This window comes from Motiliproteus coralliicola (genome assembly GCF_003345655.1).
GTDB classification, from domain to species: Bacteria; Pseudomonadota; Gammaproteobacteria; order Pseudomonadales; family Balneatricaceae; genus Motiliproteus; species Motiliproteus coralliicola.
Window position 1 is genome coordinate 970,640 of the sequence record NZ_QQOH01000001.1, and the last position, 23,845, is coordinate 994,484.

Annotated in this window: 19 protein-coding genes; 12 read left to right on the forward strand and 7 right to left on the reverse strand. The window is 54.4% G+C overall.

Annotation, left to right across the window (positions count from 1 at the left end; genetic code table 11):
• Positions 1-11: 11 nt before the first annotated feature.
• Positions 12-1,322 (reverse strand): 3-deoxy-D-manno-octulosonic acid transferase, encoded by a 1,311-nt coding sequence (locus DV711_RS04325; protein WP_114694406.1) that lies wholly within the window; start codon positions 1,320-1,322, stop codon positions 12-14.
• A gap of 228 nt (positions 1,323-1,550) precedes the next feature.
• On the opposite strand from DV711_RS04325, the gene DV711_RS04330 reads away from it, so the two are divergent.
• From DV711_RS04330 to DV711_RS04340, 3 genes are all read left to right on the forward strand, one after another.
• Positions 1,551-2,513: a polysaccharide deacetylase family protein gene (locus DV711_RS04330; protein WP_114694407.1), complete on the forward strand. Its 963-nt coding sequence runs from the start codon at positions 1,551-1,553 to the stop codon at positions 2,511-2,513.
• Positions 2,514-2,588: 75 nt separating this feature from the next.
• Positions 2,589-3,800 carry a DegT/DnrJ/EryC1/StrS family aminotransferase gene (locus DV711_RS04335; RefSeq protein WP_114694408.1) on the forward strand — a complete coding sequence of 404 codons (1,212 nt, stop codon included), beginning with the start codon at positions 2,589-2,591 and terminating at the stop codon, positions 3,798-3,800.
• A complete protein-coding gene (locus DV711_RS04340; protein ID WP_114694409.1) occupies positions 3,781-4,737 on the forward strand; it encodes a KpsF/GutQ family sugar-phosphate isomerase in 957 nt (318 codons plus the stop codon). The genes DV711_RS04335 and DV711_RS04340 overlap by 20 nt, the downstream gene beginning before the upstream one ends.
• 43 nt (positions 4,738-4,780) lie before the next feature.
• Here the strand turns inward: DV711_RS04340 and DV711_RS04345 are convergent, their stop codons facing one another.
• The 5 genes from DV711_RS04345 to DV711_RS04365 all read right to left on the reverse strand — a co-directional run bounded on the left by DV711_RS04345 (position 4,781) and on the right by DV711_RS04365 (position 9,933).
• Entirely contained in the window at positions 4,781-6,181 is a 1,401-nt protein-coding gene (locus DV711_RS04345; protein ID WP_114694410.1) for a chondroitinase-B domain-containing protein, read from the reverse strand.
• Between the two features lie 65 nt (positions 6,182-6,246).
• Positions 6,247-7,110 (reverse strand): hydrolase 1, exosortase A system-associated, encoded by an 864-nt coding sequence (locus DV711_RS04350; RefSeq protein WP_165839997.1) that lies wholly within the window; start codon positions 7,108-7,110, stop codon positions 6,247-6,249.
• Positions 7,100-7,918 carry an alpha/beta hydrolase family protein gene (locus DV711_RS04355; RefSeq protein ID WP_114694412.1) on the reverse strand — a complete coding sequence of 273 codons (819 nt, stop codon included), beginning with the start codon at positions 7,916-7,918 and terminating at the stop codon, positions 7,100-7,102. The genes DV711_RS04350 and DV711_RS04355 overlap by 11 nt, the downstream gene beginning before the upstream one ends.
• 1 nt (position 7,919) lies before the next feature.
• Positions 7,920-8,168, reverse strand: a complete 249-nt coding sequence (locus tag DV711_RS04360; protein WP_114694413.1) for an acyl carrier protein — start codon at positions 8,166-8,168, stop codon at positions 7,920-7,922.
• A 19-nt stretch (positions 8,169-8,187) separates the two neighbouring features.
• Positions 8,188-9,933: an asparagine synthetase B family protein gene (locus tag DV711_RS04365; protein WP_165839998.1), complete on the reverse strand. Its 1,746-nt coding sequence runs from the start codon at positions 9,931-9,933 to the stop codon at positions 8,188-8,190.
• A 229-nt stretch (positions 9,934-10,162) separates the two neighbouring features.
• Between DV711_RS04365 and DV711_RS04370 the strand changes: the two genes are divergently transcribed.
• The 9 genes from DV711_RS04370 to DV711_RS04410 all read left to right on the forward strand — a co-directional run bounded on the left by DV711_RS04370 (position 10,163) and on the right by DV711_RS04410 (position 21,345).
• Positions 10,163-11,197, forward strand: a complete 1,035-nt coding sequence (locus DV711_RS04370) for a FemAB family XrtA/PEP-CTERM system-associated protein (protein ID WP_243633725.1) — start codon at positions 10,163-10,165, stop codon at positions 11,195-11,197.
• A 10-nt stretch (positions 11,198-11,207) separates the two neighbouring features.
• Positions 11,208-12,764, forward strand: coding sequence for an exosortase A (xrtA, locus tag DV711_RS04375; RefSeq protein WP_114694415.1), 1,557 nt, complete (start codon positions 11,208-11,210; stop codon positions 12,762-12,764).
• A 19-nt stretch (positions 12,765-12,783) separates the two neighbouring features.
• Positions 12,784-14,373 carry an acyl-CoA ligase (AMP-forming), exosortase A system-associated gene (locus DV711_RS04380; protein WP_114694416.1) on the forward strand — a complete coding sequence of 530 codons (1,590 nt, stop codon included), beginning with the start codon at positions 12,784-12,786 and terminating at the stop codon, positions 14,371-14,373.
• A gap of 75 nt (positions 14,374-14,448) precedes the next feature.
• Entirely contained in the window at positions 14,449-15,681 is a 1,233-nt protein-coding gene (locus DV711_RS04385) for a pyridoxal-dependent decarboxylase, exosortase A system-associated (protein WP_114694417.1), read from the forward strand.
• A gap of 443 nt (positions 15,682-16,124) precedes the next feature.
• A complete protein-coding gene (locus DV711_RS04390; protein ID WP_114694418.1) occupies positions 16,125-17,198 on the forward strand; it encodes a TRAP transporter substrate-binding protein in 1,074 nt (357 codons plus the stop codon).
• 185 nt (positions 17,199-17,383) lie between these two features.
• On the forward strand, positions 17,384-17,920 hold the full coding sequence (locus DV711_RS04395; protein ID WP_114694419.1) for a TRAP transporter small permease subunit: 537 nt from the start codon (positions 17,384-17,386) through the stop codon (positions 17,918-17,920).
• Positions 17,921-17,922: 2 nt separating this feature from the next.
• Positions 17,923-19,212 carry a TRAP transporter large permease gene (locus tag DV711_RS04400; protein ID WP_114694420.1) on the forward strand — a complete coding sequence of 430 codons (1,290 nt, stop codon included), beginning with the start codon at positions 17,923-17,925 and terminating at the stop codon, positions 19,210-19,212.
• 90 nt (positions 19,213-19,302) lie between these two features.
• Positions 19,303-20,658 carry a cache domain-containing protein gene (locus tag DV711_RS04405; protein WP_114694421.1) on the forward strand — a complete coding sequence of 452 codons (1,356 nt, stop codon included), beginning with the start codon at positions 19,303-19,305 and terminating at the stop codon, positions 20,656-20,658.
• Positions 20,659-20,679: 21 nt separating this feature from the next.
• Positions 20,680-21,345, forward strand: a complete 666-nt coding sequence (locus tag DV711_RS04410; RefSeq protein ID WP_114694422.1) for a response regulator transcription factor — start codon at positions 20,680-20,682, stop codon at positions 21,343-21,345.
• Between the two features lie 26 nt (positions 21,346-21,371).
• On the opposite strand, the gene DV711_RS04415 is transcribed toward DV711_RS04410, so the two are convergent.
• A complete protein-coding gene (locus DV711_RS04415; protein ID WP_114694423.1) occupies positions 21,372-23,834 on the reverse strand; it encodes a putative bifunctional diguanylate cyclase/phosphodiesterase in 2,463 nt (820 codons plus the stop codon).
• Between the last annotated feature and the right edge of the window lie 11 nt (positions 23,835-23,845).

A 23,845-nucleotide genomic window follows, 5' to 3' on the forward strand; every position in this document is an offset into this window, starting at 1 on the left:
TCACTGCTGGGTTATTGGATGTTGAGGTTATTATCTACCGACTTCAAATCCTGCTGTATACGTCTATAGCTGATATCGGCCGCCCCAGCGAGATCGTCAAGCTGTTGCCGCACTACTGAACGATCTGCCGTTTGCTGACCTTCCAGATAGGTTCTCAATAACCGCTCCAGCTCATCCATACTTTCCGCTTCCTGTACCAGCCCTCTGGCTTTAGTTAGGTGATACACCGGGTAGCTTGGATAGATGGGGTTCCAGTCACCACTGATCAACGTAGGCTTGCCAAAGCTTAACGGCTCAAGGACATTATGATTACAACCGACATAACAAACATCGGCTGCTGCATAAAAGTTTTTCAGCTCTCCAAAAGTATCGAGTACTAGGCAGTCACAACTGTCTAACGCCGTCTCGATCAGGTCAGATTTACGCAAATAGGTGAGATTGCTGGCTTCAAGCTGCTCTAAGAAAGCCGCCATAAAAGCCTTGTTTTCCGGATGCCGCGGCGCGAGCACGACAAGCACTCCCGGCATCGTCTGTTTGACCTTTTTTAGCACTTCCAGCAACTGCCCACTCTCTTCCAGGCTGGCAAGACAGCCTGCAACAAAGACCGGCGTTTCCACACCGTTAAGCTGTTCAATCAGCGCCCGGCTAGTTGTATTCAGACTGTCACCGCTATGCTGCTTAAGCGCATCAAATTTCATGTTCCCGGAGACCGTGACTTTATCGACAGCCAGGCCATCAGCCACCAGCTCGTCAGCCACTTGCTGGGTCTGTACTGTGACATGGTCGAACAATGCGAGGTAAGCGCGGGTAAACCAGCGCCGCTCGATCCGATCCATTCTGCATGATGGAAGATAGTGATATAGCCAGGCATTGACTAAGAAAAGTTTGCTGCCCGCACGTTTCGCACCTCGAAGCAGCCCGTAGGAAAGCCGACAAGGAGCGTCATTCGGCTTGGCGGGAATTTCACAAACCACCAACAAATCGGGACTAATCTGCGGAATGAGCTGCTCACAATCGGTGATCGCACCGGTTAATTCGATCACGGCAGCTGTTGGGAACTGTTGCTGGAAGCTTTCCAGATAACATTGACGGTCGGTGATCAGCGTTAAACGTCCCTGTGACGATAACTTTTCGATTAAGGGTCTGCAGGCGTTGAGCTCCCCGATGGTCGAACAGAACACCCAAATATCGGGGCCTGTCGAGCCGCTCTGTTCGACCGCCGTTGTTACCGATACGGAATGACTAACGGGAGTGCGAAGGTCAACCAATCGGTTGAGCCAATAAAAAACTTTCCATCCTATCCATTCGGCAAAGTTGATCATTATTCCCTTCTTGGTTTCGCCACGCCATCCAGATGCTTTCTGTAAAGCCCTGAGTGGACCGTAAAATCCTTACTGAAGCAAGCCAATTTGATAAGCCGGCGAAGCCCGTGCGCGCGCTGATGACAAAATCAATGGCCGAAGGTACCAGTGTAGCCCTTGCACAGCACTCGGCTTCACTCTAGCCTTAAGGCGTTCCGCAATCGCGACCCAGCAATGGACTAGATCTCAATGATGACGACGCTGTTCAAGCCCCTGATCCAACGACTCTCGGCCCGGCAAAAGCTATCCATCATCAATTACCATCAGGTTGTTGCGGAATTCGATCCAATGCGTCCGGACGAAGTCACCGCGACTCAGTTGACCGACCAGATGGCCTGGATATCCCGCTGCTTCAATGTACTGACCCTAGCAGATGCTGCTGAGCACCTTCGCAACCGCACCCTTCCACCCCGAGCCCTGGTCATCACATTCGACGATGGTTACCAAAATAACGCCACCATCGCTCTACCCATCCTGCAACATTTCAACCTCAACGCAACATTTTTTATTGCCTCGGATTTTCTTGATGGCGGGATCATGTGGAACGATCGAGTTATTGAAGCCTTGCGCGCAGCCCCTTCGGGATCGATCGACCTTAAGTGGCTAGAGCTGGGACAGCCGCTGCTGGACAGCCCTGAATCGCGACAACTTACCGCTCATAAGATATTGATAGCGATCAAGCATAAGCCCATCGAAGAGCGCACCGAGGCTGTCGACCGCCTCTGCTCGACTATTGCACAACCGGCTAATCTCATGCTGCGTTCAGAGCAGGTGCAGTTGCTGGCCAAAGCCGGTATGGAGATTGGGGGCCACAGCTGTAGCCACCCGATTCTGGCAAACCTCGATTCGCACAATCTAATCCAAGAAATTCAAGATAATAAACTCAGCCTGCAAAAACTCATCGATGAACCCGTGCTCTCATTTGCCTACCCGAATGGAAAGCCGATCAAGGATTACAACCAGTCCACCATTTCGGCGCTTAAAGAAGCTGGCTATCGCCAAGCCGTTACTACTTGCGCCGGCACTTCAGAACCGTCGACCGATCTCTTTCAACTGCCTCGTTTTACCCCATGGAGAAAGCAACAGTTTGGCTTTATGGCCCAACTAAGCAAGAACTACTATACCTCGGCAACTCAGCTTGCGAGTCAATAGTCGGTGCGACTAATGGACACCTACACCACACGGTTTATGTCCACAACTCGATAATAGGACGACCTTAGACTAGAGATGGATATCCAAATCAATCAACTTCCTGAAGCGGCCAAGTACTATCCACGACCGCGGGTTCCAATGCTACCTCTTTTTGAACCTGAAACTCTAACGTTGGGGGCCCAGCCCGCCCAACACAGCCGCTTCTTCGAATCTGACGTTCTGTACCTGCCAAGTGGTCGTCTTGCAATTTACTACGCCCTTAAATTGCTAGGGGTCAGCAACAATGATGAGGTTCTGATTCCGGCATATCACTGCGGTTCTATGCTGGAGCCGATTATTTATCTCGGTGCACGCCCGGTCTTTTTTGAATTGGATAGCCAACTTCGCTGTACGACCGACGACCTTGGCCCATCTATAACAGCAAAAACGAAGGCTCTCCTACTGCCTCATTTTTTCGGGTTTAACCAGGATATCAGCACCTTCAGGGCATTTTGTGATCATCACGAAATTGCCTTGATAGAGGACTGTGCCCACGCTTTCTTTGGTACTTATCAAAACCAACCACTGGGTAGCTTTGGTGATTTCAGCATCGCCAGTACCGTAAAATTCTTCCCCGGAACCGAAGGTGGTATTCTTGCCTGCAATCGAGGCAAACATGCCCTTGAAAAACTGATTAATCGCTCGGTTAGTTTTCAACAACAGTGCAAAAGCATGCTTCATACCTTAGAGCTTGGAGCGGTTTATGGTCGGCTGGGGCTTCTCGGGAAGCTGCTGAACATGCGTAGTTCGAACACAGAGCCCTTTACACCTGACTCGGTGAAAGTTGTCTCCGATCAATACTGCACCATCGATAAAAGCTGCTTACAATGGTTTGACCCACGGCAAATCGGCACCAGTGCAACCCTCTGCACCCGTCATCTCGCCAGTCATAGCAACTCCCGGATGATAGCCGCACGCCGTCGCCGTCACTTCCTTCACTACCTAAAACGCATCGATCAGATCCAAGGGGTTAAACCACTCTTTACAACATTACCCGAAAGTACTGTCCCCTATGTGTTTCCACTGTTACTCGACAATCCCGCAACCGACTTTCCCAAGTTGAAACAACAGGGAGTACCTATTTGGCGCTGGGAAGAGCTGGCCAAAACAGACTGTAAAGTTAGCCAGGATTACCGCTTAAGATTAATTCAACTACCCTGCCACCAATCATTAACCCGTGATGAACTGACCTGGATCATCAGCACCCTTGAAAAAACGGTAAATCGAAATGAAAACAACCGATCATAGTCAACAGGCATTCAGGGTTTTCGAGATTGAAGCGCAAGCCATCTTAAATTTAAAACATGCGCTGGATGGCCATTTTAACCAAGCTGTCGAGGCAATTATCAATTCTTCCGGAAAAGCGGTGGTCTGCGGCATAGGAAAATCAGGCATCATCGGCGAAAAAATATCCGCCACACTTTCCAGCACCGGCACCGCCAGCTTTTTTATGCACCCTTCAGAAGCCATTCATGGTGATTTAGGGCGGATATCGAGCAATGACTGCTTCATCATGATATCCAATTCAGGTGAAACTGAAGAAGTTATCCGGCTACTGCCTTTTATGCTCGACAACGGCAATACCATAATCGCACTGACCGGAAACCCATCCTCAACGCTAGCGAAAAACGCTTCGGTCCACCTAAACATAGGTGTTGAAGAGGAGGCCTGCCCACTAAAGCTGGCGCCTACCTCCTCCACCACTGCTACGCTCGCCATGGGTGATGCACTGGCGGTTGCCCTTATGGTCGCCAGGGACTTTCAACCCGAACAGTTCGCCCGTTTTCATCCGGGTGGCAACTTGGGCAGAAAGCTGCTCACGCAAGTGAAAGATGTGATCAGAGACGCCCCCTTGCCACTGATAGGCGCTGATGAGCGTATGGATCAAATTATCTCAACGATCACGGCAGGTAGAGTCGGCCTCGTCATCGTTGGTGACATCGATAAAGTCCAGGGAGTTATCTCGGATGGTGATATACGACGTGCCATGCAAGCCCATCCCCACGACTTTTTGAATATCCAAGCCCGGACGATACTCACACAAAACCCTAAGAGCATCGCTTCCTCAGCATCGGTTCAGGATGCGATCGAGATGATGAATCAGCACAATATCACCGCACTAATTGTTACCGATGAGAACGGAAAAGTTGTTGGAGTGGTTCAGCTTTTTGACTGTAATCTTTAATTGTCTAATAACATCTTAATCTATGAATAGTCTCTAACAAAGACTAGTAACTTAACAAACAATTTTGTCGCAGGTGGTAATCGAAAGCACCGATATATAGGTGATTAGAAAGGGAGCCTTTACCACATAGGTCTTTATTCATCCTTTTATTTTCAATCGCTTCTGGGATTTCTGGACGACTACTTTTTAGTGAGAAATCTAATCGGTGAGCGGCGCTGAATAATGTTGCAAAGCTATCACCGAAGGTACTATCGACGGGTAACTCCCAGTTATTTGATGAAAATTTTACAGTACCTCCATTTCGTTCTTTAAGTCTTCCGCTGAATAAATTATTAATAACTACGGCCGTACTCTCTGGAAAGCGAACATCAATACCTAAGGTATTATACAACGTATTATTGGATACCAGAGTATTATTTGATTTATTCAAATAGATCCCAACATCAGAGCAGTTCGCCACCACATTACCCTGTATAACCCCTTCATCATGCTCATAGAGGCACTGCTGATCCCGACAGACTCGCGTATTAGTACCACCTCCGCCAAATGATAAACCAACCTGAGTAAACTTGGGATTCTTGTTCTCAGAGCAAAGAACAACATTGCTTTCAAAGCTGTTATTCCTACCCGCTCCCTTAAAAAACGCAGCGTAACTCGTGTAATCACTGCCATCCTTTTTAAAGTTGGCGATAAAATTATTTCTAACTTGCCAGCCACTGGCGGCCACCACATCAATCAAAGTCACTGGTGAGCGGGTCTTTCTAGGAGCAGGATTGACGAAACTATTACCGACAATGAGTGCATCATCAGGCCATTTTCCATCTTTGGGATTAGCCTTGATATGTGAGTTAAAACCGCTGATTCTATTTCCGATCAACTGAGTATGGTGTCCCTCTCCTACGATGTGGAATGCATGCTCACATTTTCGGTCTGTTGCGCAGGTTCCCACCAATTCAACACCCTGAATTCGCCAGTAAGGCGCTTCGATGTAGAAACCCTCGGACATATTCATCTCAATACGAGTCGTCCAGGCCTTGCTTGCACTCAGCGTGATCGGTAACTCCGCGCTGCCGGCATTTGAAAACTTGAGGTACTTCCCGGACAATTTAAATGTTCCTGGACCTAAGACAATATGATCACCTGGTTTGGCGTTTTTGATGGCGCGCCGAAACTTGCTGGTATCAGCAACGGTAATAACTCTTAATGCATTCGGCTCAGTGACAGACTGGAGCAGTTGAGGTTGAATTTTTTGCTGCCAAAATGCCATCACTTCCGACAGCGGGACTGGCTTGGATGAATCGAAATAAAGATACTCATACATCAAACTGATAACTTGTTGCCGGTGCGGATAAGCAACTTTCACCACGAAATACGCAGCACCAAAGTGGCCGATCAACGCCCAGAACAGCACGTAGTTACGAAAAGAGAACAGCCTGCGGATCATCGTTCGATTACCCGTTAATTAATCAATTGTCCCAAACAGGCCAGTCGCCCGAATGAGCAGGTTCGCTATTGAGAATAGTCTCGCCGATTTATCTGGCAAATATGGTCTGAAATAAATTTAACGGTGTGATTCGCCAGCCACTGCTTCCACGCTGTGCTGGAGAAAGTATGGTCGGCTGCCTCTAATCTAAAGGTCGTCACCCGATTCTTTGCAGCATAGCCGCGCCATCTAGCGTCGCCTAAGTAACATCTTTCGAACTCTTTCGCGGTCAAATCATCGCCGCTTAAAAACCAAGCCACTGGCACTTGTAAGCGGCCAAAAGCCATCAGCATCCGCTGTTGATACGACCTGCCGGCATTGTTGGCTTCGGTACTTGTGGAGGCCTTTTTCACCGTCCCCCCCAGCTCTTTAGCACTAGCAGCTACGCTGATTTGGCCTTTCAACAGCTTACGCCAAAAACCTTGGCTGAACAGCCGCTTCAAGTAGTAATCGAACAGGTAGGTTTTGGCTCGAGCCTCCTCGTTCTCAAGCCAGGGATTGACCAGCACCAGGCCGGCAACGCGTGGATCCTCAGGAGCATAGATCAGTGCCGCCGAAGCACCATCGCAAAGCCCCCAGAGCACCACACGCTCAAGTTCGGCCTCGGCACAGAAGCTATCCAACGCCGCACAGATATCCTGGTCCAATCGATCAAAGGTTATTTTATCGCCTTCGCTGTCACCCATCCCGGTGACATCAAAGCGCATTGCAGGGACCCCCTGCAGGGCAAAATCCCTGGCCAAATGGACGAACTGGCGATGGCTTCCTACCCGGTACTGAGGACCTCCGACCACAATCAGCACACCCGTTTTAGCACCATCTACAGGATGTATGATGCCGTTCAGCAGCCTGTCGCCTGAGTCGAAGCTGACCGCTCGTTCATTGAACACAGACGTCCTCCCTAAGCTCCTGACAACTATCCAGAGTCTGCTGGATCAGAGCAGGACTGTCATAGCAGTCCGGGTTCTGCCAAAACGCTGAGCCTTCGCAGTATTGCAGTGTTAATCCAGCTTCGGGCCATAGTTGAGCGACCTTGTCGACCGCTGGGCTGATCTTATCCGAAGCAGCCTCAAGCCAGATCGTCTGGGGCATATGCAAGCCAATTTGATCCCGCATACGCAGCTCGCTTATCGAGCGAAGCCAATTGGTGCTGACTGGATAACCGGCCACCTCCACCGTTTCCCCTTGTTTGACCCGCTCCTGCCAATTGACCTTGGGCAACCCTTTGATCGAATCAGCGACCTGGCGCATGCGGAAAAACTGCCCCATCATGGTCTTCGCATCCAGAACCGGCTTCCACAACAGCAGGCGATCGATCGGTTGGTATCCGTTTGTTCCACGCTGCTCCAGATAGGTGGTCGCCATCAAGGCACCAAAGCGCAAGCCCCAAACCCCTACCGAAGCCGCTCCCTGCTGCTGCAGCCAGATTACAGCGGCACGGATATTATCGAGCCAGCAATCCAGATCCGTTTGATCCAACTCCAGCTCACTATCACCGCTGCCCAGATAGTCCAGACAAACTACTGCCTCACCACTCTCAACAAAGGCGCGGGCCTGGCGCGCCACGATGGCGCGACTGAGGTTCATCTCTTCGGCAAACGGTGGAAGATAGAGCCAGACGTGGCGACCCGCGAGCTCACCGAAGCGGGCCAGGTAGAGATGACCGCGATCGGTTGCCAGAAAATAGCCGTCAGACACTTCAGCCCTCGAGCTTTTCGGTGACAAAGCCGGTCAGTGTTTCCAAGGTTTCGAACAGTTCAGCACTAACCTCATCATCATCGACAAACACCCCGTGTTCATCTTCCAACGCTGTAAAAAAAGTCACTATCGCCATCGAGTCCAACTCGGCGATATGCCCCAACAACGGTGTATCCGGCTGCCACTGTTCGGCATCCTCGCGAGCCGTTGCCGCTTGCAGTAGTTGTTGGGTTATTTGTAGGAAATCCATAAAGTCGCTCACAAAATGTTTATTGATGTCGGTCCAGCCATAGAGCCAGCACCATCAGAATCCAAACCAGCTCGCCATAATGTTTGGCGTGTTCTCGCTGATGCCGGCGTATCACGTCGTCGATAAAACCGGGATTAAACAGATCCAACTGATCCAGACTGGCAATCGCCTCGTAGGCCAGACCGCGCAAGCCTTGATGCTCGACGGTCCAGAGTCCGAAGGGTAGCCCAAAGCCATGTTTGGGCTTATTGATAATTTTGTCCGGCAAAAAACCGGTCATGGCCATCTTATAAAGATGCCGCAGATTAGCCGGGGTCAGCTTTTGCTGCCCCGGAACCCGCAAAGAGAAATCCACCAGCCGGTCATCCAGCATCGGGTAAGCAACGTCGACCCCGGCCAGCCGACACATGCTGTTCACCTTGACCAGATCGTTATCGGCCAGGGTGTGTTTCCAATCCATAAACAACATCCGATCCAGCGTATCGCCATGCTCCAGCTGATCAAACAGTTGCTGGCAACGTCGGTCCGGCTCCTGCTGATCGGTAGCCTGCAGCATCGCATCGGAGAAGATCTCCTGACGCTCGATCAGGTTGAGGAAATTAAAGTACTCCAGGTTTTGCGGTACCGTCATCTTCAACTGTTGAGTCAGGCTGCGGGCCTTGCCAAATAACTTAACCGACTCAGGCCAGGGCGGACGCAAAATCGTCAGGTCCATCAACCAAATCAACGGCTTGAGCCGCTGCCGCAGCCGGTCCAGCTGCAGCTGCTTGGAATAACGTTCATTACCAGCGAACAACTCATCGCCTCCGTCCCCGGCGATCAGGCAATCGATCCCTTTGGACTTTGCCAGCCGAGCGCAGAAATAGGCGGGCATCACCGAACTGTTACCGAAGGGTTGATCCATGCTTGCGATCACTTGCGGCAAAGCATCGACTACATCCTGCGGCGACATCTCATACTCATGACCGGTCAAGCCGAAATGCTGAACGGCGGTGCGGGCGTAATCCAGTTCATTGTACTGCTCGATCGGAAAACCGATTGAAAACACATCGGTTTTCCGACGCTGCTCGGCCACCAAGCCGGCAACGCTGGAGCTATCAAGACCGCCACTAAGAAAACAGCCACTGGAAGCGTGGGACGAATACTCCGGCATCAGCTCGCGCATCGTTGCCAGCAGTTTTTCTGCCTGCTGGGGTTCTTCCACCATCTCGGTCTGATCAAATCTGGGGACCCAGTGATGATCGCGTTGCAGATCTCCGCCTTTCCACTGGATCCGCTGCGCCGGTTCCAGGCAATGAATACCTCTGTACACCGTTTCTGGGCTGGGGATCATATGGAAGAACAGGTAGTTCACCAACGCCTGTTGGGAGATGCCGCTGTCGGGGCGATGTCGACGAACGGCCTCGAGTCGCTCGGATACCACCAGGCTGTCGGCGTCGGCCGCATAGTAAAGCCGGTGGGTGGCAAAGCGATCTGCCAACATAAGGCAGCGATTTTGTTGCGGCCAACAAACCACCAAGGCGAAATGACCAACTAGCGTCGGCGGCTTGTCTTGCTGGAAAAGCTCGGCTAGTTGAGACGCACTGAGAGGCTGGCGGGAGACATTGCGCGGCAGGCCAAAGCAGTAAACTTCGATCTCCGGGCGGATACAGACCTGATCCCCCGACAGTGATTCGGCGACCACCACAATCGGACGCTGACCGTGCTGGCTGCCCTTTTTCAGATCGGTCTCTTCGGCTAGTGAATCAGAGTCGTTGTTATTCACTGGTCTGGCCATCCTTATCCTTATTGGGTCGATAAATACACCCTGATCGGCACAAGCTGCGCCGGTTTATGGCTTCGCGGCCGAAAGAAACGATTAAATAGCTTAATGTTTGCGTTACATCAACTACGTTTTTCCGCAGCCGTGCAAAACAAGGCCCCGTTAGCGGCTTGAGTTTGGAACTAATTCTGCTAGGTTTGAAGCTCCTTGAGCACCGTAAAGGGAATTTATTTTGGTTGCCATCCATAACCTGACCGATAAAGCCGCTAACGATTCAGCGCGCTGGGATCGATTCGTCGACGCCAGCGATGCAGCCACCTTTTTTCATCGTGCAGGTTGGATGCGGGTTATCGCGGACAGTATCGGACATCGTCCCCATTATCTATTCGCAGAACAGGATGATGAAATTACCGGCATCCTGCCGCTGTTTGAAGTTAAAAGCCTGCTTTTCGGCCATTCTTTAGTATCAACCCCGTTCTGTGTCTACGGTGGCGTTGTCGCAAGCAACGACGATGCCCGCCGCTCGCTGCTGGGTCATGCACAACAGTTGGCGGAACGGCTCGGGGTCGATTTTCTGGAACTACGCCACCGTACCCCACAGACCGACGGCTGGCCCAGCAAGAGCAAACACTCCACCTTCCGTCGAGAGCTCGATCCGGAGGAGGAGCCAAACCTGATGGCGATGAAGCGTAAGCAGCGCGCGGTGATTCGCCAGAGCATCAAAAATGATCACGAAGCTCGTCTGGAACAAAATCTCGACAATTTCTTTGAGATCTACTCTACCAGCGTCCGAAATCTCGGCACCCCCGTGTTCTCACGTAAGTTCTTCAAGGCTCTGCAACAGGAGTTTGGAAACGACTGCGAGGTGGTCACGGTTTATCAAGATGACCAGCCCCGCTCCAGCCTGATGAGTTTCTATTTCCGTGACGAAGTGCTGCCATACTACGGTGGAGGATTACCGGAATCACGGGGATTGAAGTCGATGGATTTCATGTATTGGGACCAGATCCGCAGAGCCGTCACCAAAGGCCTGAAAACCTACGATTTTGGTCGCAGCAAGAACGACAGCGGGCCCTATAACTATAAGCGTCACTGGGGGTTCACCCCCGAGCCACTGGTATACGAATACCATCTGGTTAAGGCCGATCAGGTACCTGACATCAGCCCCAACAACCCCAAATACAAATACTTCATCAGTGCTTGGCAGAAGCTCCCCTTAAAGCTGTCCCAGCAACTGGGGCCACTGTTGTCCAAGTATCTGGGTTAAAGTAGCGGTTATGAATCAATCCTTGAAGCAGCCGCCGTTAACATCGGACAGCACTCCCCCTGCAACCAGTCCGCAAGGTTTGCGGCCGCTATTGGTATTGCTCGCAACCCTGACAGTCTACGCTTGGGTCTTCTGGCCCAGCCTGAGTTCAATGGCGGCTATCTGGTGGCGTTCTGACACCTTTGCCCACGGTATGTTTATTCCGCTGATCAGCCTGTGGCTGGTGTGGCGCCAGCGAGACCGACTGCCCTCCATTCCACTGGGCAGCTCCTGGCTTGGGTTAACAGCGATCCTGATCGGCTGCCTGGTTTGGCTGTTGGCGTTGGCAACCGACATCGCCGCACTGCATCAGCTGGCCGCCGTCGGCATCTTGATCTGCTTGATCCCAACTCTGCTGGGCTTGAGGTTGTTCTGGGCGCTACTGTTTCCCATTCTCTACCTGCTTTTTATGGTACCGATCGGCGAAGAACTAACCCCGATGCTGCAGCAGGTAACCGCCGATATTACAGTCAAGGCGCTACGACTAAGCGGCATTCCGGTCTATATCAACGGCCTGTTTATCGAGATCCCGACCGGTAAATTTGAGGTAGCCGAGGCCTGCTCCGGCATCCGCTACCTGATCGCTTCGCTTGCGGTTGGCACACTGTACGCCTACCTCAACTATACTCGGGCCAGAACCAGGCTGATCTTTATGCTGGCCTCGCTGCTGATACCGATTCTGGCCAACGGTGTGCGCGCCTACCTGATCGTTATCATCGCCCACCTGTCGGAGATGAAATATGCCACCGGGGTCGATCATCTGGTCTACGGCTGGCTGTTCTTCGGCCTAGTGATGGCGCTGATGTTCTGGCTCGGTAGTTTCTGGCACGACCCCAAGCCCAGCAATGACCTGCAAACGCAAACACCGGTGACTCCGGTAGCCAGCAGCCATTATCTGATTACCGTATTCACCCTGGCACTGTTTATCGGTGTCGGATGGCTTGGTTTCCAACTGCAGCATAGCGATGCCAAAGCCCCCCTTGCCGAGCTGCAACTACCGCAATCTCCCTGGCAGTCAGTCGCCGGATTGAGTAGCCCTTGGAAGCCTGACTATCTGGGCGCCGACGAGGTCGTACATCAGAGCTACAAAGCAGGGAGAGACCCGTCCAATAAGCTCAGCGCCGTTGGGCTCTATATCGCCCGCTATCGCAACGAAAGTCAGGGCAAGGAGCTAATCAACCAAAACAACCGGATCGAAACCGCAGCGGCTTGGACGATGGCAAGCCAACAGGTTCGCCAGGTGCAGATAGACAATCAGCCCTTTGCCGTGGTCGAAACCGAGCTGCGCCACCTGCTCGGCACCCAACGCCGGACCTGGCATTGGTACGGTGCCAACGGCCAAACAGCAACCAACCCTCTGCAGGTCAAATTGCTTCAGGGTATCAACCGCCTTAACGGTAACCAGCACCCGAGCCAGGTCACCCTGATAAGCACCGACTACGAGGACTCGACTCGCGCGGATCAACGGATGCAGCAGTTTGTCGAGCAGTTGGATCGACAGTTACTCAAGCAACCCAAATCTAGTTAACAGCCCGACGGAAACCGGTATGTATTTCTTGTTCCACCACCTGCTGGCTCAACAGGCCCGTCTACGCCCCGATGGGGAAGCCCTGGTACATAAGCAACAGACACTGAGCTACGCTCAGCTATGGCAGCAGACCGAACAGATAGCGCAGGCACTGTTGGCTCAGGATCTGCAGCGCAACGAACGGGTCGCCGTCTATCTGCCCAAGCAACCGGAAACGGTCGTCTCACTGTTCGCTGCCAGCGCTGCCGGTGGCTGCTTCGTACCGGTCAATCCGGTGCTCAAAGCGCCCCAGGTGGGTCATATTCTGGCCGACTGCAATGCCCGTGTTCTGATTACCAACCGAGCCCGGGCTCAGCAACTGCTGCCACAACTGCAGCACTGCCACGATCTACGCCTGATGGTACTGGTTGACGAGGGCGAGCTTGAGCAACCGCAAGCGTTACCCTTCTCGGTATTGAACTGGCCGGCGTTGTTGGATACCGACACAAAACCCGCGGCATACCCGAGCGCCACCGATAGCGACCTTGCGGCCATCCTCTATACCTCAGGAAGCACCGGCAAGCCCAAGGGCGTCGTGTTATCCCATCGTAATCTGGTGGTCGGCGCTCAGAGTGTTGCCAGTTACATCGGCAATCATGAGCAGGACCGGATTCTGGCGGTACTGCCGCTGAGTTTTGATGCCGGTTTAAGCCAGATCACTACCGCCTTTGCCAGCGGCGCCTGCTGCATCCTGCTGGATTACCTGCTACCCAACGATGTGATGAAGCAGGTGGTGAAACATCGGGTCACCGGCATCACCGCGGTACCGCCGCTCTGGCACCAGATCGCCAACCTAAAGTGGACCGAAGAGACCGCCGCCTCGATACGCTATTTCGCCAATACCGGCGGCCATATGCCCCAGTCCCTGCTGGACAAGCTGCGAGCCACCTTTTCCAACGCCGAGCCTTTTCTGATGTACGGGCTGACCGAAGCATTCCGCTCCACCTATCTGCCACCGGAAGATGTCGATCGCAAACCGGGCTCGATCGGCAAAGCGATCCCCAATGCCGAAGTGATGATCCTGCGGCAAGACGGCTCTGAATGTGAGGCCAACGAGATCGGGGAACTGGTCCATCGCGGTCCGCTGGTCAGTCAGGGCTACTGGAACGATCCGGCCCGCACCGCCGAGCGGTTTAAACCGATTCCAAGGCCTGCTGGGGCGGTATTCGAGGATATCGCTGTCTGGTCCGGCGATAGTGCCAAGCGCGACGATGAGGGCTACCTGTACTTCGTCGGGCGCCAGGACGAGATGATCAAGACCTCCGGTTACCGGGTCAGCCCCAGTGAAATTGAAGAGGTGGCCTACAGTTCCGGCCTGGTCGAGGATGCCGTAGCCCTGGGGTTGCCCCACCAGACCCTGGGCCAGGGTATCCTGGTGTTGTTTAGCCCGCAGCCCGACTCGGATAACCCCTGTGCCGAACTGGCTAAACGCTACCGTAGTGAGCTACCAAACTTTATGCATCCTCAAGCGATCATCGAGATTGATGGACCTTTACCACGCAATCCCAATGGCAAGTTTGATCGCAAGCAGCTAGCCGAACGCTACGCCGACCAATTCGATCATGGATAGCACCGGCATCTGAGTTCGTCAGATCGCATCGGTCCAATAACCGAAATAACATCGCTACAACCGCAGAGAAACCTAATGACCACCAGCAAGCCAAGCCATCACAGTACCTGGAATCAGCGCCAAGATGGTGCTCCACTGGTCAACGGCCATACGCTGACACAGGTGGCGGCGATAGCCGGGCAAACTCCCTACTACGTCTACGACCGCAGTCGCATCAACGAAACGGTAGCCAACCTTCGGGCAGCCCTGCCGGATGCTATCAAGCTGCACTACGCCATCAAAGCCAACCCGATGCCAGCACTTGTACAGCACCTGGCTTCACTGGTGGACGGTCTGGATGTGGCCTCTCAACGTGAGCTTCGGGTTGCGTTGGCAACCGGTACCGAACCGGCTGAAATCAGCTTTGCCGGCCCCGGCAAATCCAGCGGCGAAATTGAAGCAGCGGTTGCCGCCGGTATCGTCGTCAACTGCGAATCGATGCAGCAGATCCGCCAAGTTGGCGCCGCTGCCGAACATCTGGGACTGAGTGCCCGCCTGGCACTACGGGTCAACCCGGCGTTTGAACTCAAGGCTTCGGGAATGAAGATGACCGGTGGAGCCAAACCCTTCGGCATCGACACCGAGCAACTGGCTGACGCGATCGCACTGGCCAGAGAGCTTGGCATCGAGCCGGAAGGTCTGCACCTGTTCACCGGCTCACAAAACCTCAAGCCGGAAGCGATCTGTGAGGCCCACAGCGGCGTGATGCGACTGGCCGGCGAACTCATCGAGCAGCATCGGTTAACCCTGAGGTTCGTCAATATTGGGGGCGGTTTGGGCATCCCCTATTTCCCAGGCGAGAAACCGCTCGATCTGGAACCGGTCGCCGCCAACCTGGCATCCGAGCTAGCCAGCTTCCAGGCGATCGCACCCAAAACCGAAATCGTGATGGAGCTGGGCCGCTATCTGGTCGGCGAGGCAGGTCTCTACGTCTGCCAGGTGATCGATAAGAAGGTTTCTCGTGGCACCACCTATCTGATTACCAACGGCGGTCTGCACCACCACCTGTCTAATTCCGGCAACTTCGGCCAGGTGATCCGCAAGAATTACCCGGTCGAGGCGACTTCCATAAACCCGAGCGGTGAGACTGAACTGGTCACCGTGGTCGGCCCACTGTGTACCCCGCTCGATATTGTCGCGGACAAGGTTGAACTTCCTCGTTGCGAGGTGGGTGATCTGATAGTGGTACGCCAGTCTGGCGCCTATGGTTTCAGCGCCAGTCCACAGGGGTTTCTGAGCCACCCTGAAGTGGTTGAGGTCTTTCTCTAACTCACTCCCGTATCCGAGTAGCGTTCGGCGCTCAATACCCGACGTTGAGCGTTAATTCTCTAAGACCGGTGAAGCCGTTTAGTTCGAATTACCGGTGATGAAGGTTGAATCGGTCACCCTTCCCCCTTTATTAGCACATGATATGGCTTAAAACCGTTAAGCCATATCATGTGCTGTGGCCCTTATACCCTGCTAGATAAACGCACTACCGAGACTGTCGCCCACCTCTTCTCAGTAAAACTACGTAGTCAGCTACGTAATAACCCGCAACCCCTGCGCAATTCTACGAATACTTTTTCGCCATGCTTATTGGGACGATAGGCTCACCGAGCTCGATTCAGTACCCACCTGGCTCTGCTCTGACTAAACCTAATTGGGTCGGGCTCGGAATAACAATAAGTTCGCCTAGGCGAATCGTTCGATCCGATGAGGAAATAATCACAATGCTAAAAATGAAACTCACCAAGCTGGTTGCTGCAGCAGCCTGCGCAGCCGTGATCGCACTACCGGCCCAGGCCGCAGACAGGGTCTACCGCCTCAAGCTGGCGGAAACCTGGGGCCCGAACTTCCCGATTTTCGGCGATGCCACCAAAAATATGGCGGCAATGGCCGATAAGATGTCCAACGGTCGTCTCAAGATCACCATCGACTCTTCCAACAAGCACAAAGCCCCGTTCGGGGTTTTCGACATGGTTCGCGCTGGCCAGTACGACATGGGCCACTCCGCGTCCTACTACTGGAAGGGTAAGGTTCCCAATACCCTCTATTTCACCACCATGCCGTTCGGCATGATCGCCCCGGAACAATACGCCTGGTTCTACCACGGTGGCGGTATGGAGCTGATGCAGAAGGTCTACGAGCCGTTCGGACTGATGTCATTCCCAGGGGGTAATACCGGCAACCAGATGGGCGGTTGGTTCCAGAAGGAGATCAACTCGCTGGACGATCTGCAGGGCCTGAAGATGCGTATTCCTGGTTTTGCCGGCGAAATTTTTGCCAAAGTCGGTGCCAGCCCGACCAACATCCCTCCAGCCGAACTTTATACCTCACTGGAACGTCGCACCATCGACGCCCTGGAATGGGTAGGCCCCTCTCTGGACCTGCGGATGGGTTTCCACAAGATCGCCCCGTATTACTACACCGGTTGGCATGAGCCGAGCACCGAACTGCAGTTCCTGATCAACAAGAAGAAGTGGGATCGCCTGCCGGCCGACCTGCAGGAGATTCTGCGTGTCGCCATGCGTACCGCCGCCTACGACATGTATACCCATTCGACCCACGCCAGCAGCGAGAACTGGGCCAAGATGAAGACCGAGTTCCCGAACATCCAGGTGAAGACGTTCCCGGCTGAAGTGATGAACGCCATGCGCAAGGCGAACGACGAACTACTGGCCGAGCATGCCGCCAAGGATGCACTGGCCAAAGAGATTCTGGACTCCCGCAAGGCATACCGTGAGAAGTCACGGGTCTGGTCTGAAATCTCCGATAAGGCTTACCTGGACAGCATGTCCAACTAAGCTGTTTCTAACGACCGAGCCTTAAGGTTCGGCCCCCGCTCCCGCTCGTTCTAAGCCGGGTGGGAGTTGGGGACCAACGAACATGTCTTTTTAAGGGTCGCATGGCCAAGCCTGATAAGCGCAACTGCGCGGTCGAAGAGGCCTGTTCGAACGCTCCCAATTAACCGATCCGAATGAGTACGGTTATGCAATTTCTGTTAAATCTAGAGAACGGTATCAACCGGGTGTGCGACTGGCTCGGCAAACTGACCGCCTTGTTGTTTGTACTGATGCTGTTGAACGTGTTCTGGGATGTCGTCTCCCGCTACCTGTTCAACGAAGTCTCCATCGGCATGCAGGAACTGGAATGGCACCTGCACGCGACTATCTTCCTGCTGGGGGTTCCCTACGCACTGCGTACCGGCGGCCATGTTCGGGTCGACCTGATCTACGAGAACCTCAGTTCAAACAAGAAGGCCTGGGTCGACCTGTTCGGTACCATCGTATTCCTGTTCCCATTCTGCGCCCTGGTGGTCTGGTACGGCTATGACTTCGCCAAAGAGGCCTATGAGCTGGGTGAGCAAAGCGGCGATCCGGGTGGGTTGCCCCATCGCTGGATCATCAAGAGCATGATCCCGATCTCTTTCAGTTTCATGCTACTCAGTGGCCTCGGGTTGCTGCTGACATCCATTAACACCCTGCTGGGACAACACGAGCAGCCCTACAAGCACACGGAGTTGTAATCATGGTTGGTATCTACATGTTCGGTGCAGCGCTGTTGATGCTGCTGCTCGGTTTTCCTGTGGCGTTCACCTTCGGCGGTGTTGCCCTGTTGTTTGGTGTCTGGGCCGAAGGCGCTGAGATCTTCGCGTTCATGCCGTTCCGGATCCAGAGCATCATGGAAAATACGGTGCTGATGGCGGTCCCCCTGTTCGTCTTCATGGGCATCGTGCTGCAGAAGACCCAGCTGGCGGAACAGCTATTGGAAGCAATGGGTAAACTGTTTGGCGGAATCCGTGGCGGTATTGCAATCTCCACTATTCTGGTGGGGGCGCTACTGGCGGCATCCACCGGCGTTGTCGGCGCCAGCGTGGTGGCCATGGGCCTGATCTCGCTACCGGTGATGCTCAAGTATAAGTACGACAAGAGCCTGGCTTGCGGCACCATCTGTGCCTCGGGAACCTTGGGACAGATCATTCCACCATCGATCATTCTGATCATTCTCGGCGACGTTCTGGGGATCCCCGTCGGGGACCTGTTCAAAGCCGCTGTCGGCCCCGGTTTTGTACTGATCGGCCTGTATATCCTGTTTGTCCTGATCTACGCCTGGTTGAAGCCAGAGAAAGCCCCTGCCATCCCGGCAGATCCAGACGCAGGAACCAAAGGCGAGCAGATCGTCGAAGCCCTGAAAGCGATCGTACCGCCACTGGCGCTGATCATCGTGGTATTGGGTTCCATCTTTACCGGCATCGCTACGCCAACCGAATCCTCGGCCCTGGGTGGCGTGGGTGCGCTGATCCTGGCGGCTTGCTACCGCCAGCTGAACTGGAGCGTGATCATCGAAAGTGCCCAGGAAACCGTCAAGGTGACCGCGATGGTCTTCGCTATCCTGCTAGGGGCAACCGCCTTCTCGATGGCCTTCACCTACACCGGCGGCGACTATCTGGTCGAGGAGTGGCTGCTGCAGCTGCCCGGTGAAAAGTGGGGCTTCCTGATTCTGTCGATGGTGATCATCATGATCCTCGGCTTCTTCATCGACTTCGTCGAGATCAGCTTTATCATCGTGCCGATTCTGGCGCCGGTGGCCGAGGCACTGGGAATCAGTATGCTGTGGTTTGCGATTCTGGTGGCGATGAACCTGCAGACCTCGTTCCTGACCCCTCCCTTTGGTTTCAGCCTGTTCTACCTCAAGGGTGTAGCACCGCCGGAAGTCCGCACCAAAGACATCTACCGCGGTGTCATGCCCTACATCGCCATCCAGGCCATAGTCGTGGTTTCGATTCTGCTGCTGCCGGCCTTCTACGGTCTGGACTAACCTCATCGTCCCGAAACGGCCCCGGAAATGGGGCCGTTTTTTTATGGTATAACTGGACGTTCTACGTTGATGCGATTTCATAGCCCGACAATGCAGCTAAAAACAAAAATTCTGCTGCTGGCGATCCTACCGCTGTTGCTGCTCACCGCCGGCGTCACCCTGGTGGCGTTGAACCAGGCTCGAGCACTGGGCGAACAGGAGATCCAGACCTTCGAGCGCAACCTGATCGCCTCCAAAGAGCAGGCTCTGCGTGACTATGTCAGCCTGGCGCTGACCTCCATCAGCCACCTTCACGGTCATCAGGATCTGGATCCGGAAGACGCCCAGGCCCAAGTCAAGGCGATTCTGCGGGACCTGACCTACGGAGATGACGGCTACTTTTTTGTGTACGACGATAACGGGACCAACCTGGTTCACCCGGTACAGCCTGAGCTGGAGGGCCATAACCTGATCGAGCTGACCGACGACAACGGCACCAAGATTATCGTCAGCCTTCTCGATTTGGCCCGCAGTGGTGGAGGCTTCCTCCGCTACCAGTGGCTCAAACCCTCTCTCAATCGCGCCGAGGACAAGCTCAGTTACGTGGTCCAGTTAAAGGACTGGGAGTGGATGCTGGGAACCGGACTCTACCTCGATGACATCGCCCAGGAAGTCACCAAGATCCGTGAGCAGGTCAATCGAAACATCCGCAACACCTTCTTCACGGTGTTGGTATTTACCGCCGTCACCGTCATTCTGATCGTGATGATCGGTATCGCCTTTAACGTCCATGAGCATATGCTCGCCGATGCCAAGCTGCGTGATCTGGCCCGCCGTTCGATGCAGTTTCAGATCAGCGAACGGCGCCGCTTTTCCCGAGAGCTACACGACGGTATCAATCAGCTGATGGTCTCAGTCAAATACCGCCTCGAACTGGCTCAATCGACCCTCAAGAAGCAACAGTCCGGCGCTGAGGAGCACCTGAGTAAAGGCCAGGAGGTCCTGAACGACGCCATCCGCGAAGTCCGGCAGATCTCCCACGATATGCGCCCAACCGTCCTTGATGATCTGGGCTTGCTACCGGCCCTGAAAAGCCTGCTGGGTGAGTTCGCCGAGCGAACTGGCGTGCAGGTGGAGCTTGATGTCGACCTGGCCCAACGCCAACTGACCGAAGAGATCGATATCACCTTCTATCGAGTGGTGCAGGAAGCCCTCACCAATGTCGAGCGCTATGCCGATGCCAGCGTCCTGACCCTGAAGGGTTACTGGAACGGCAATAGCTTTCGGATCGAGATCCGTGACAATGGCTGCGGCTTCGACCTGACCGACAAGATCCGCAGTGACGGTATCGGCCTGCGCAATATGCGCGAGCGGATCGAATTACTGGGGGGGCGTTTCAACATGGAATCCACCCGCGGCGGCGGCACCTGGATTAGCGCACAACTGCCGGTCGAGCTATATAGTTAAGATCATCAAAGGAGCAGCAGTTTGACACCACAACAGCGCGATGGCGCCAACATCAAAGTTCTCCTGGTCGATGACCACCCGCTGGTACTCGATGGCATCCAGGCCCGGCTTGAAGCAGTCCCGGGAATTGAGGTGATCGGCCTGGCGGGCAACGGTCGTGAGGCCCTGGCACTGAGCGCCGAACTCAAGCCGGACGTGGTGCTGATGGATGTCAGTATGCCGGTGATGAACGGCATCGAGGCCAGCAGCCATTTCCAACGCGATTTTCCCGATATCCGGGTACTGATCCTGAGCATGCACGACAGCCGCGAGTACATCATGCAGCTGATGCACAGCGGTGCACGGGGCTATGTACTCAAAGACGTTGGTTGCGAAGAGTTGATCAAAGCGATCGAGACGGTACATCAGGGTAACACCTACTTCAGCCAGGGCGCATCACAGAGCCTGTTCAATCCCGACGCCGAGGCCTCCCCGACTCCGGATCAAAGTCCGTTACTGACCAAACGCGAACAGACCGTACTGCGATCGCTGGCCCAAGGCAGCAGCAACAAACAGATAGCGCGGGAGCTGAATATCAGTGTGCGGACGGTGGAAACTCATCGACAGAACATCAAAACCAAGCTGGGAATCCAGACCGCAGCCGGGTTGGCCCGCTATGCGATCGAAAATAATCTGGCCGGTCCCTGAACCCAAGCACGGTAACGTGGCCCTTACTAACGATTACTTCGCAATAACTGCTCTATTTTTTCAGCATCCATCGGGCGCCCGTACAGATAGCCCTGAAATTCATCACAACCGTGCCAACGTAGGAATTCCGCCTGTTCCTCAGTCTCGACCCCTTCGGCGATCACCTTCAGGCCCAACCGGCGACCCATGGCCAGAATCGTCAACGTAATCTCGGACGAGTCATGACTGTTACCGATCTCCCGGGTAAAGGCCTGGTCGATTTTGAGCCGATCGAGGGGGAAGTTACGCAGATTACTCAACGACGAATACCCGGTACCGAAATCATCGATTGCCAGCTCCATTCCCTGCTGTTTGATCCGCCGCATCACCGTGATCGCCCGGTCCACCTCCGACATCAACGAACTTTCAGTGATCTCCAGTTCCAGATCAGCCGGTTCAATGCCGGCGCGATCCACAATCGCTCGGATACTTAGTTCCAGATTGGGATCAGCAAACTGCAGCGGCGAAACATTGACCGCAATACGCGGCGGGTTAAGCCCCATATCTCGCCATTCCCGCAGTTGGCGACACGCCTTATCCAGAACCCAATAGCCGATATCGATGATCAGGCCAACGTGCTCGGCCACCGGAATAAAGGTCTCCGGTGACACCCAGCCAAGCTGTGGGTTGTTCCATCGCAGCAGCGTTTCAAAGCCCACCAGATCACCACTGCGGGCACAAACCTGGGGTTGGTAATAAAGCGAGAATTCATCCCGTTCCAAGGCGAGAATCAACGACTGTTCCAACTGCGAACGAACCTTCAACTGGCGTCCGATATCATCGGAATAGATACACAGGTTATCGCTATCATCGATTCTGGATTTGAACATCGCCGTATAGGCGTTTCGCAACAGCCCCATGGCATCCTGGCCATCGCTGGGCCACACACTGACCCCGATCTGCGGTGCCAGCAACATTAACTCCTGCTCCATCTGCATCGGCTGACGCAGTTGTTCCAACAGCCTGGAAGCTAACTGACGGACCTGCACCGGCTCATCCAAACCGGTCAGCAAGACCCCGAAATCATCGCCGTTGAGGTGAGCGACAAACTGATCCTCCCCGGCCAACTGACGCAGCCGTTCTCCGATCTTGAACAGCAGCTCATCCCCCAACGGCCGACCCAGGGTGGTACTGGCCGTGCCGGGCCAATCGAAATGGATCACCATCAACCCCGCCACCGGATGCCCGGCCCTGGTGCCGCTCTCCAGACTCTGGAGTCGATCTTCCAACATGGCGTGATTGGGCAAACCGCTGGCCAGATGGTAGTGGGCTTGGTGCTCGAGCTGAGCCTGTAACTGATGGCGCAAGCGTAGATCCACCCCCTGTTGCCAAAGGCTCCACAGCGGCCAGCCGATCAGGCTTACCGCCAATGCCGAGGCTGGGGCAAACCATTGGCGCTCCCAGATCAGCAGTGCCAACGATAACGCCAGGGTCGAAATTGCTGCCAGCGCTGAGAGCAGCAGCCCGATACGCAACGGTGATAGGATCACCGCCAGGGCAATAGCGATGGCGAGGCAGCCGGTGATGACCCCACTGAGCGAGTCTGACAGAGGTTGAATCCTATCGTTCTGCAGCAGGGCATTGAGAATATGGGCGTTGAGCACCACACCCGGCATCAATTCATGATCATCAGCGCCCGGGGTTGCCAGAGCGTCACCCAACCCCGCGGCGGTTGCACCCAGCAACACATATCGGCCACGAATCTGCGCCGGTCGGATACGACCCTCCACCACGTCGATCCAAGAATAGATCTTAGGCGGGCTTGAACGATCGGCAAAAGGGATCAACAGGCTATGTTCGCGGGTCCAGGCTTCGCTGATCATCGGCTCTGCCCGATCGGAAGCTGCGGTTGCCAGCTCCGGAGCCGTTCCGGCCAGCTGCAGCATCGCCAGCGTCAACGCCGGCCAACGCGCATCGCTCAAGCCGCTATACAGAAATACTCGCCGACAGAGTCCGTCCAGGTCCAGCTCGGCATCCACATGCCCGATAGCCGCAGCCTGGGCGGCCAACTCCGGTAGCGGCAGAATCTCTGCAATCAATTGCCCGGGACGATACAAGCCCGGGGCGACGCTGAGCACCGTACGGCCGTTACGGGCCAATGCCTGGCCAAATAACCGATCTGCGTCGGGATCATCACGCTGGGGTTCGGAGAACAGCACATCGAATCCAACCGCCACCGGTTTCATCTCGGTCAACGTATCAAGCATCTCGGCATGGCGCCGCCGCGACCAGGGCCAGCGTCCAAGCTGTTCCAGGCTTGCATCATCGATGGCGATAATGACCACACGATCGCTCATGGAGCCGCTGTGTAACGGCATCAACAGATCGTAGATCAGCAGATCCATCCGCTCCAGGCTACGGCTCTGGTTCAGCCCAACACCGACAGCCAGCAACAGCAGCGATAGCAGCAGCGCATAAACCGCGCTGCGCTGGGATTCGGACAGTTTCATCGTGCTCGCCT

Bases quoted from the DNA above. Each gene is read 5' to 3' on its own strand.
- DV711_RS04325 (WP_114694406.1), bottom strand. From the start codon at position 1,322: ATGATCAACTTTGCCGAATGGATAGGATGGAAAGTTTTTTATTGGCTC.
- DV711_RS04330 (WP_114694407.1), top strand. From the start codon at position 1,551: ATGATGACGACGCTGTTCAAGCCCCTGATCCAACGACTCTCGGCCCGG.
- DV711_RS04335 (WP_114694408.1), top strand. From the start codon at position 2,589: ATGGATATCCAAATCAATCAACTTCCTGAAGCGGCCAAGTACTATCCA.
- DV711_RS04340 (WP_114694409.1), top strand. From the start codon at position 3,781: ATGAAAACAACCGATCATAGTCAACAGGCATTCAGGGTTTTCGAGATT.
- DV711_RS04345 (WP_114694410.1), bottom strand. From the start codon at position 6,181: ATGATCCGCAGGCTGTTCTCTTTTCGTAACTACGTGCTGTTCTGGGCG.
- DV711_RS04360 (WP_114694413.1), bottom strand. From the start codon at position 8,168: ATGGATTTCCTACAAATAACCCAACAACTACTGCAAGCGGCAACGGCT.
- xrtA (WP_114694415.1), top strand. From the start codon at position 11,208: ATGAATCAATCCTTGAAGCAGCCGCCGTTAACATCGGACAGCACTCCC.
- DV711_RS04380 (WP_114694416.1), top strand. From the start codon at position 12,784: ATGTATTTCTTGTTCCACCACCTGCTGGCTCAACAGGCCCGTCTACGC.
- DV711_RS04385 (WP_114694417.1), top strand. From the start codon at position 14,449: ATGACCACCAGCAAGCCAAGCCATCACAGTACCTGGAATCAGCGCCAA.
- DV711_RS04390 (WP_114694418.1), top strand. From the start codon at position 16,125: ATGCTAAAAATGAAACTCACCAAGCTGGTTGCTGCAGCAGCCTGCGCA.
- DV711_RS04395 (WP_114694419.1), top strand. From the start codon at position 17,384: ATGCAATTTCTGTTAAATCTAGAGAACGGTATCAACCGGGTGTGCGAC.
- DV711_RS04400 (WP_114694420.1), top strand. From the start codon at position 17,923: ATGGTTGGTATCTACATGTTCGGTGCAGCGCTGTTGATGCTGCTGCTC.
- DV711_RS04405 (WP_114694421.1), top strand. From the start codon at position 19,303: ATGCAGCTAAAAACAAAAATTCTGCTGCTGGCGATCCTACCGCTGTTG.
- DV711_RS04415 (WP_114694423.1), bottom strand. From the start codon at position 23,834: ATGAAACTGTCCGAATCCCAGCGCAGCGCGGTTTATGCGCTGCTGCTA.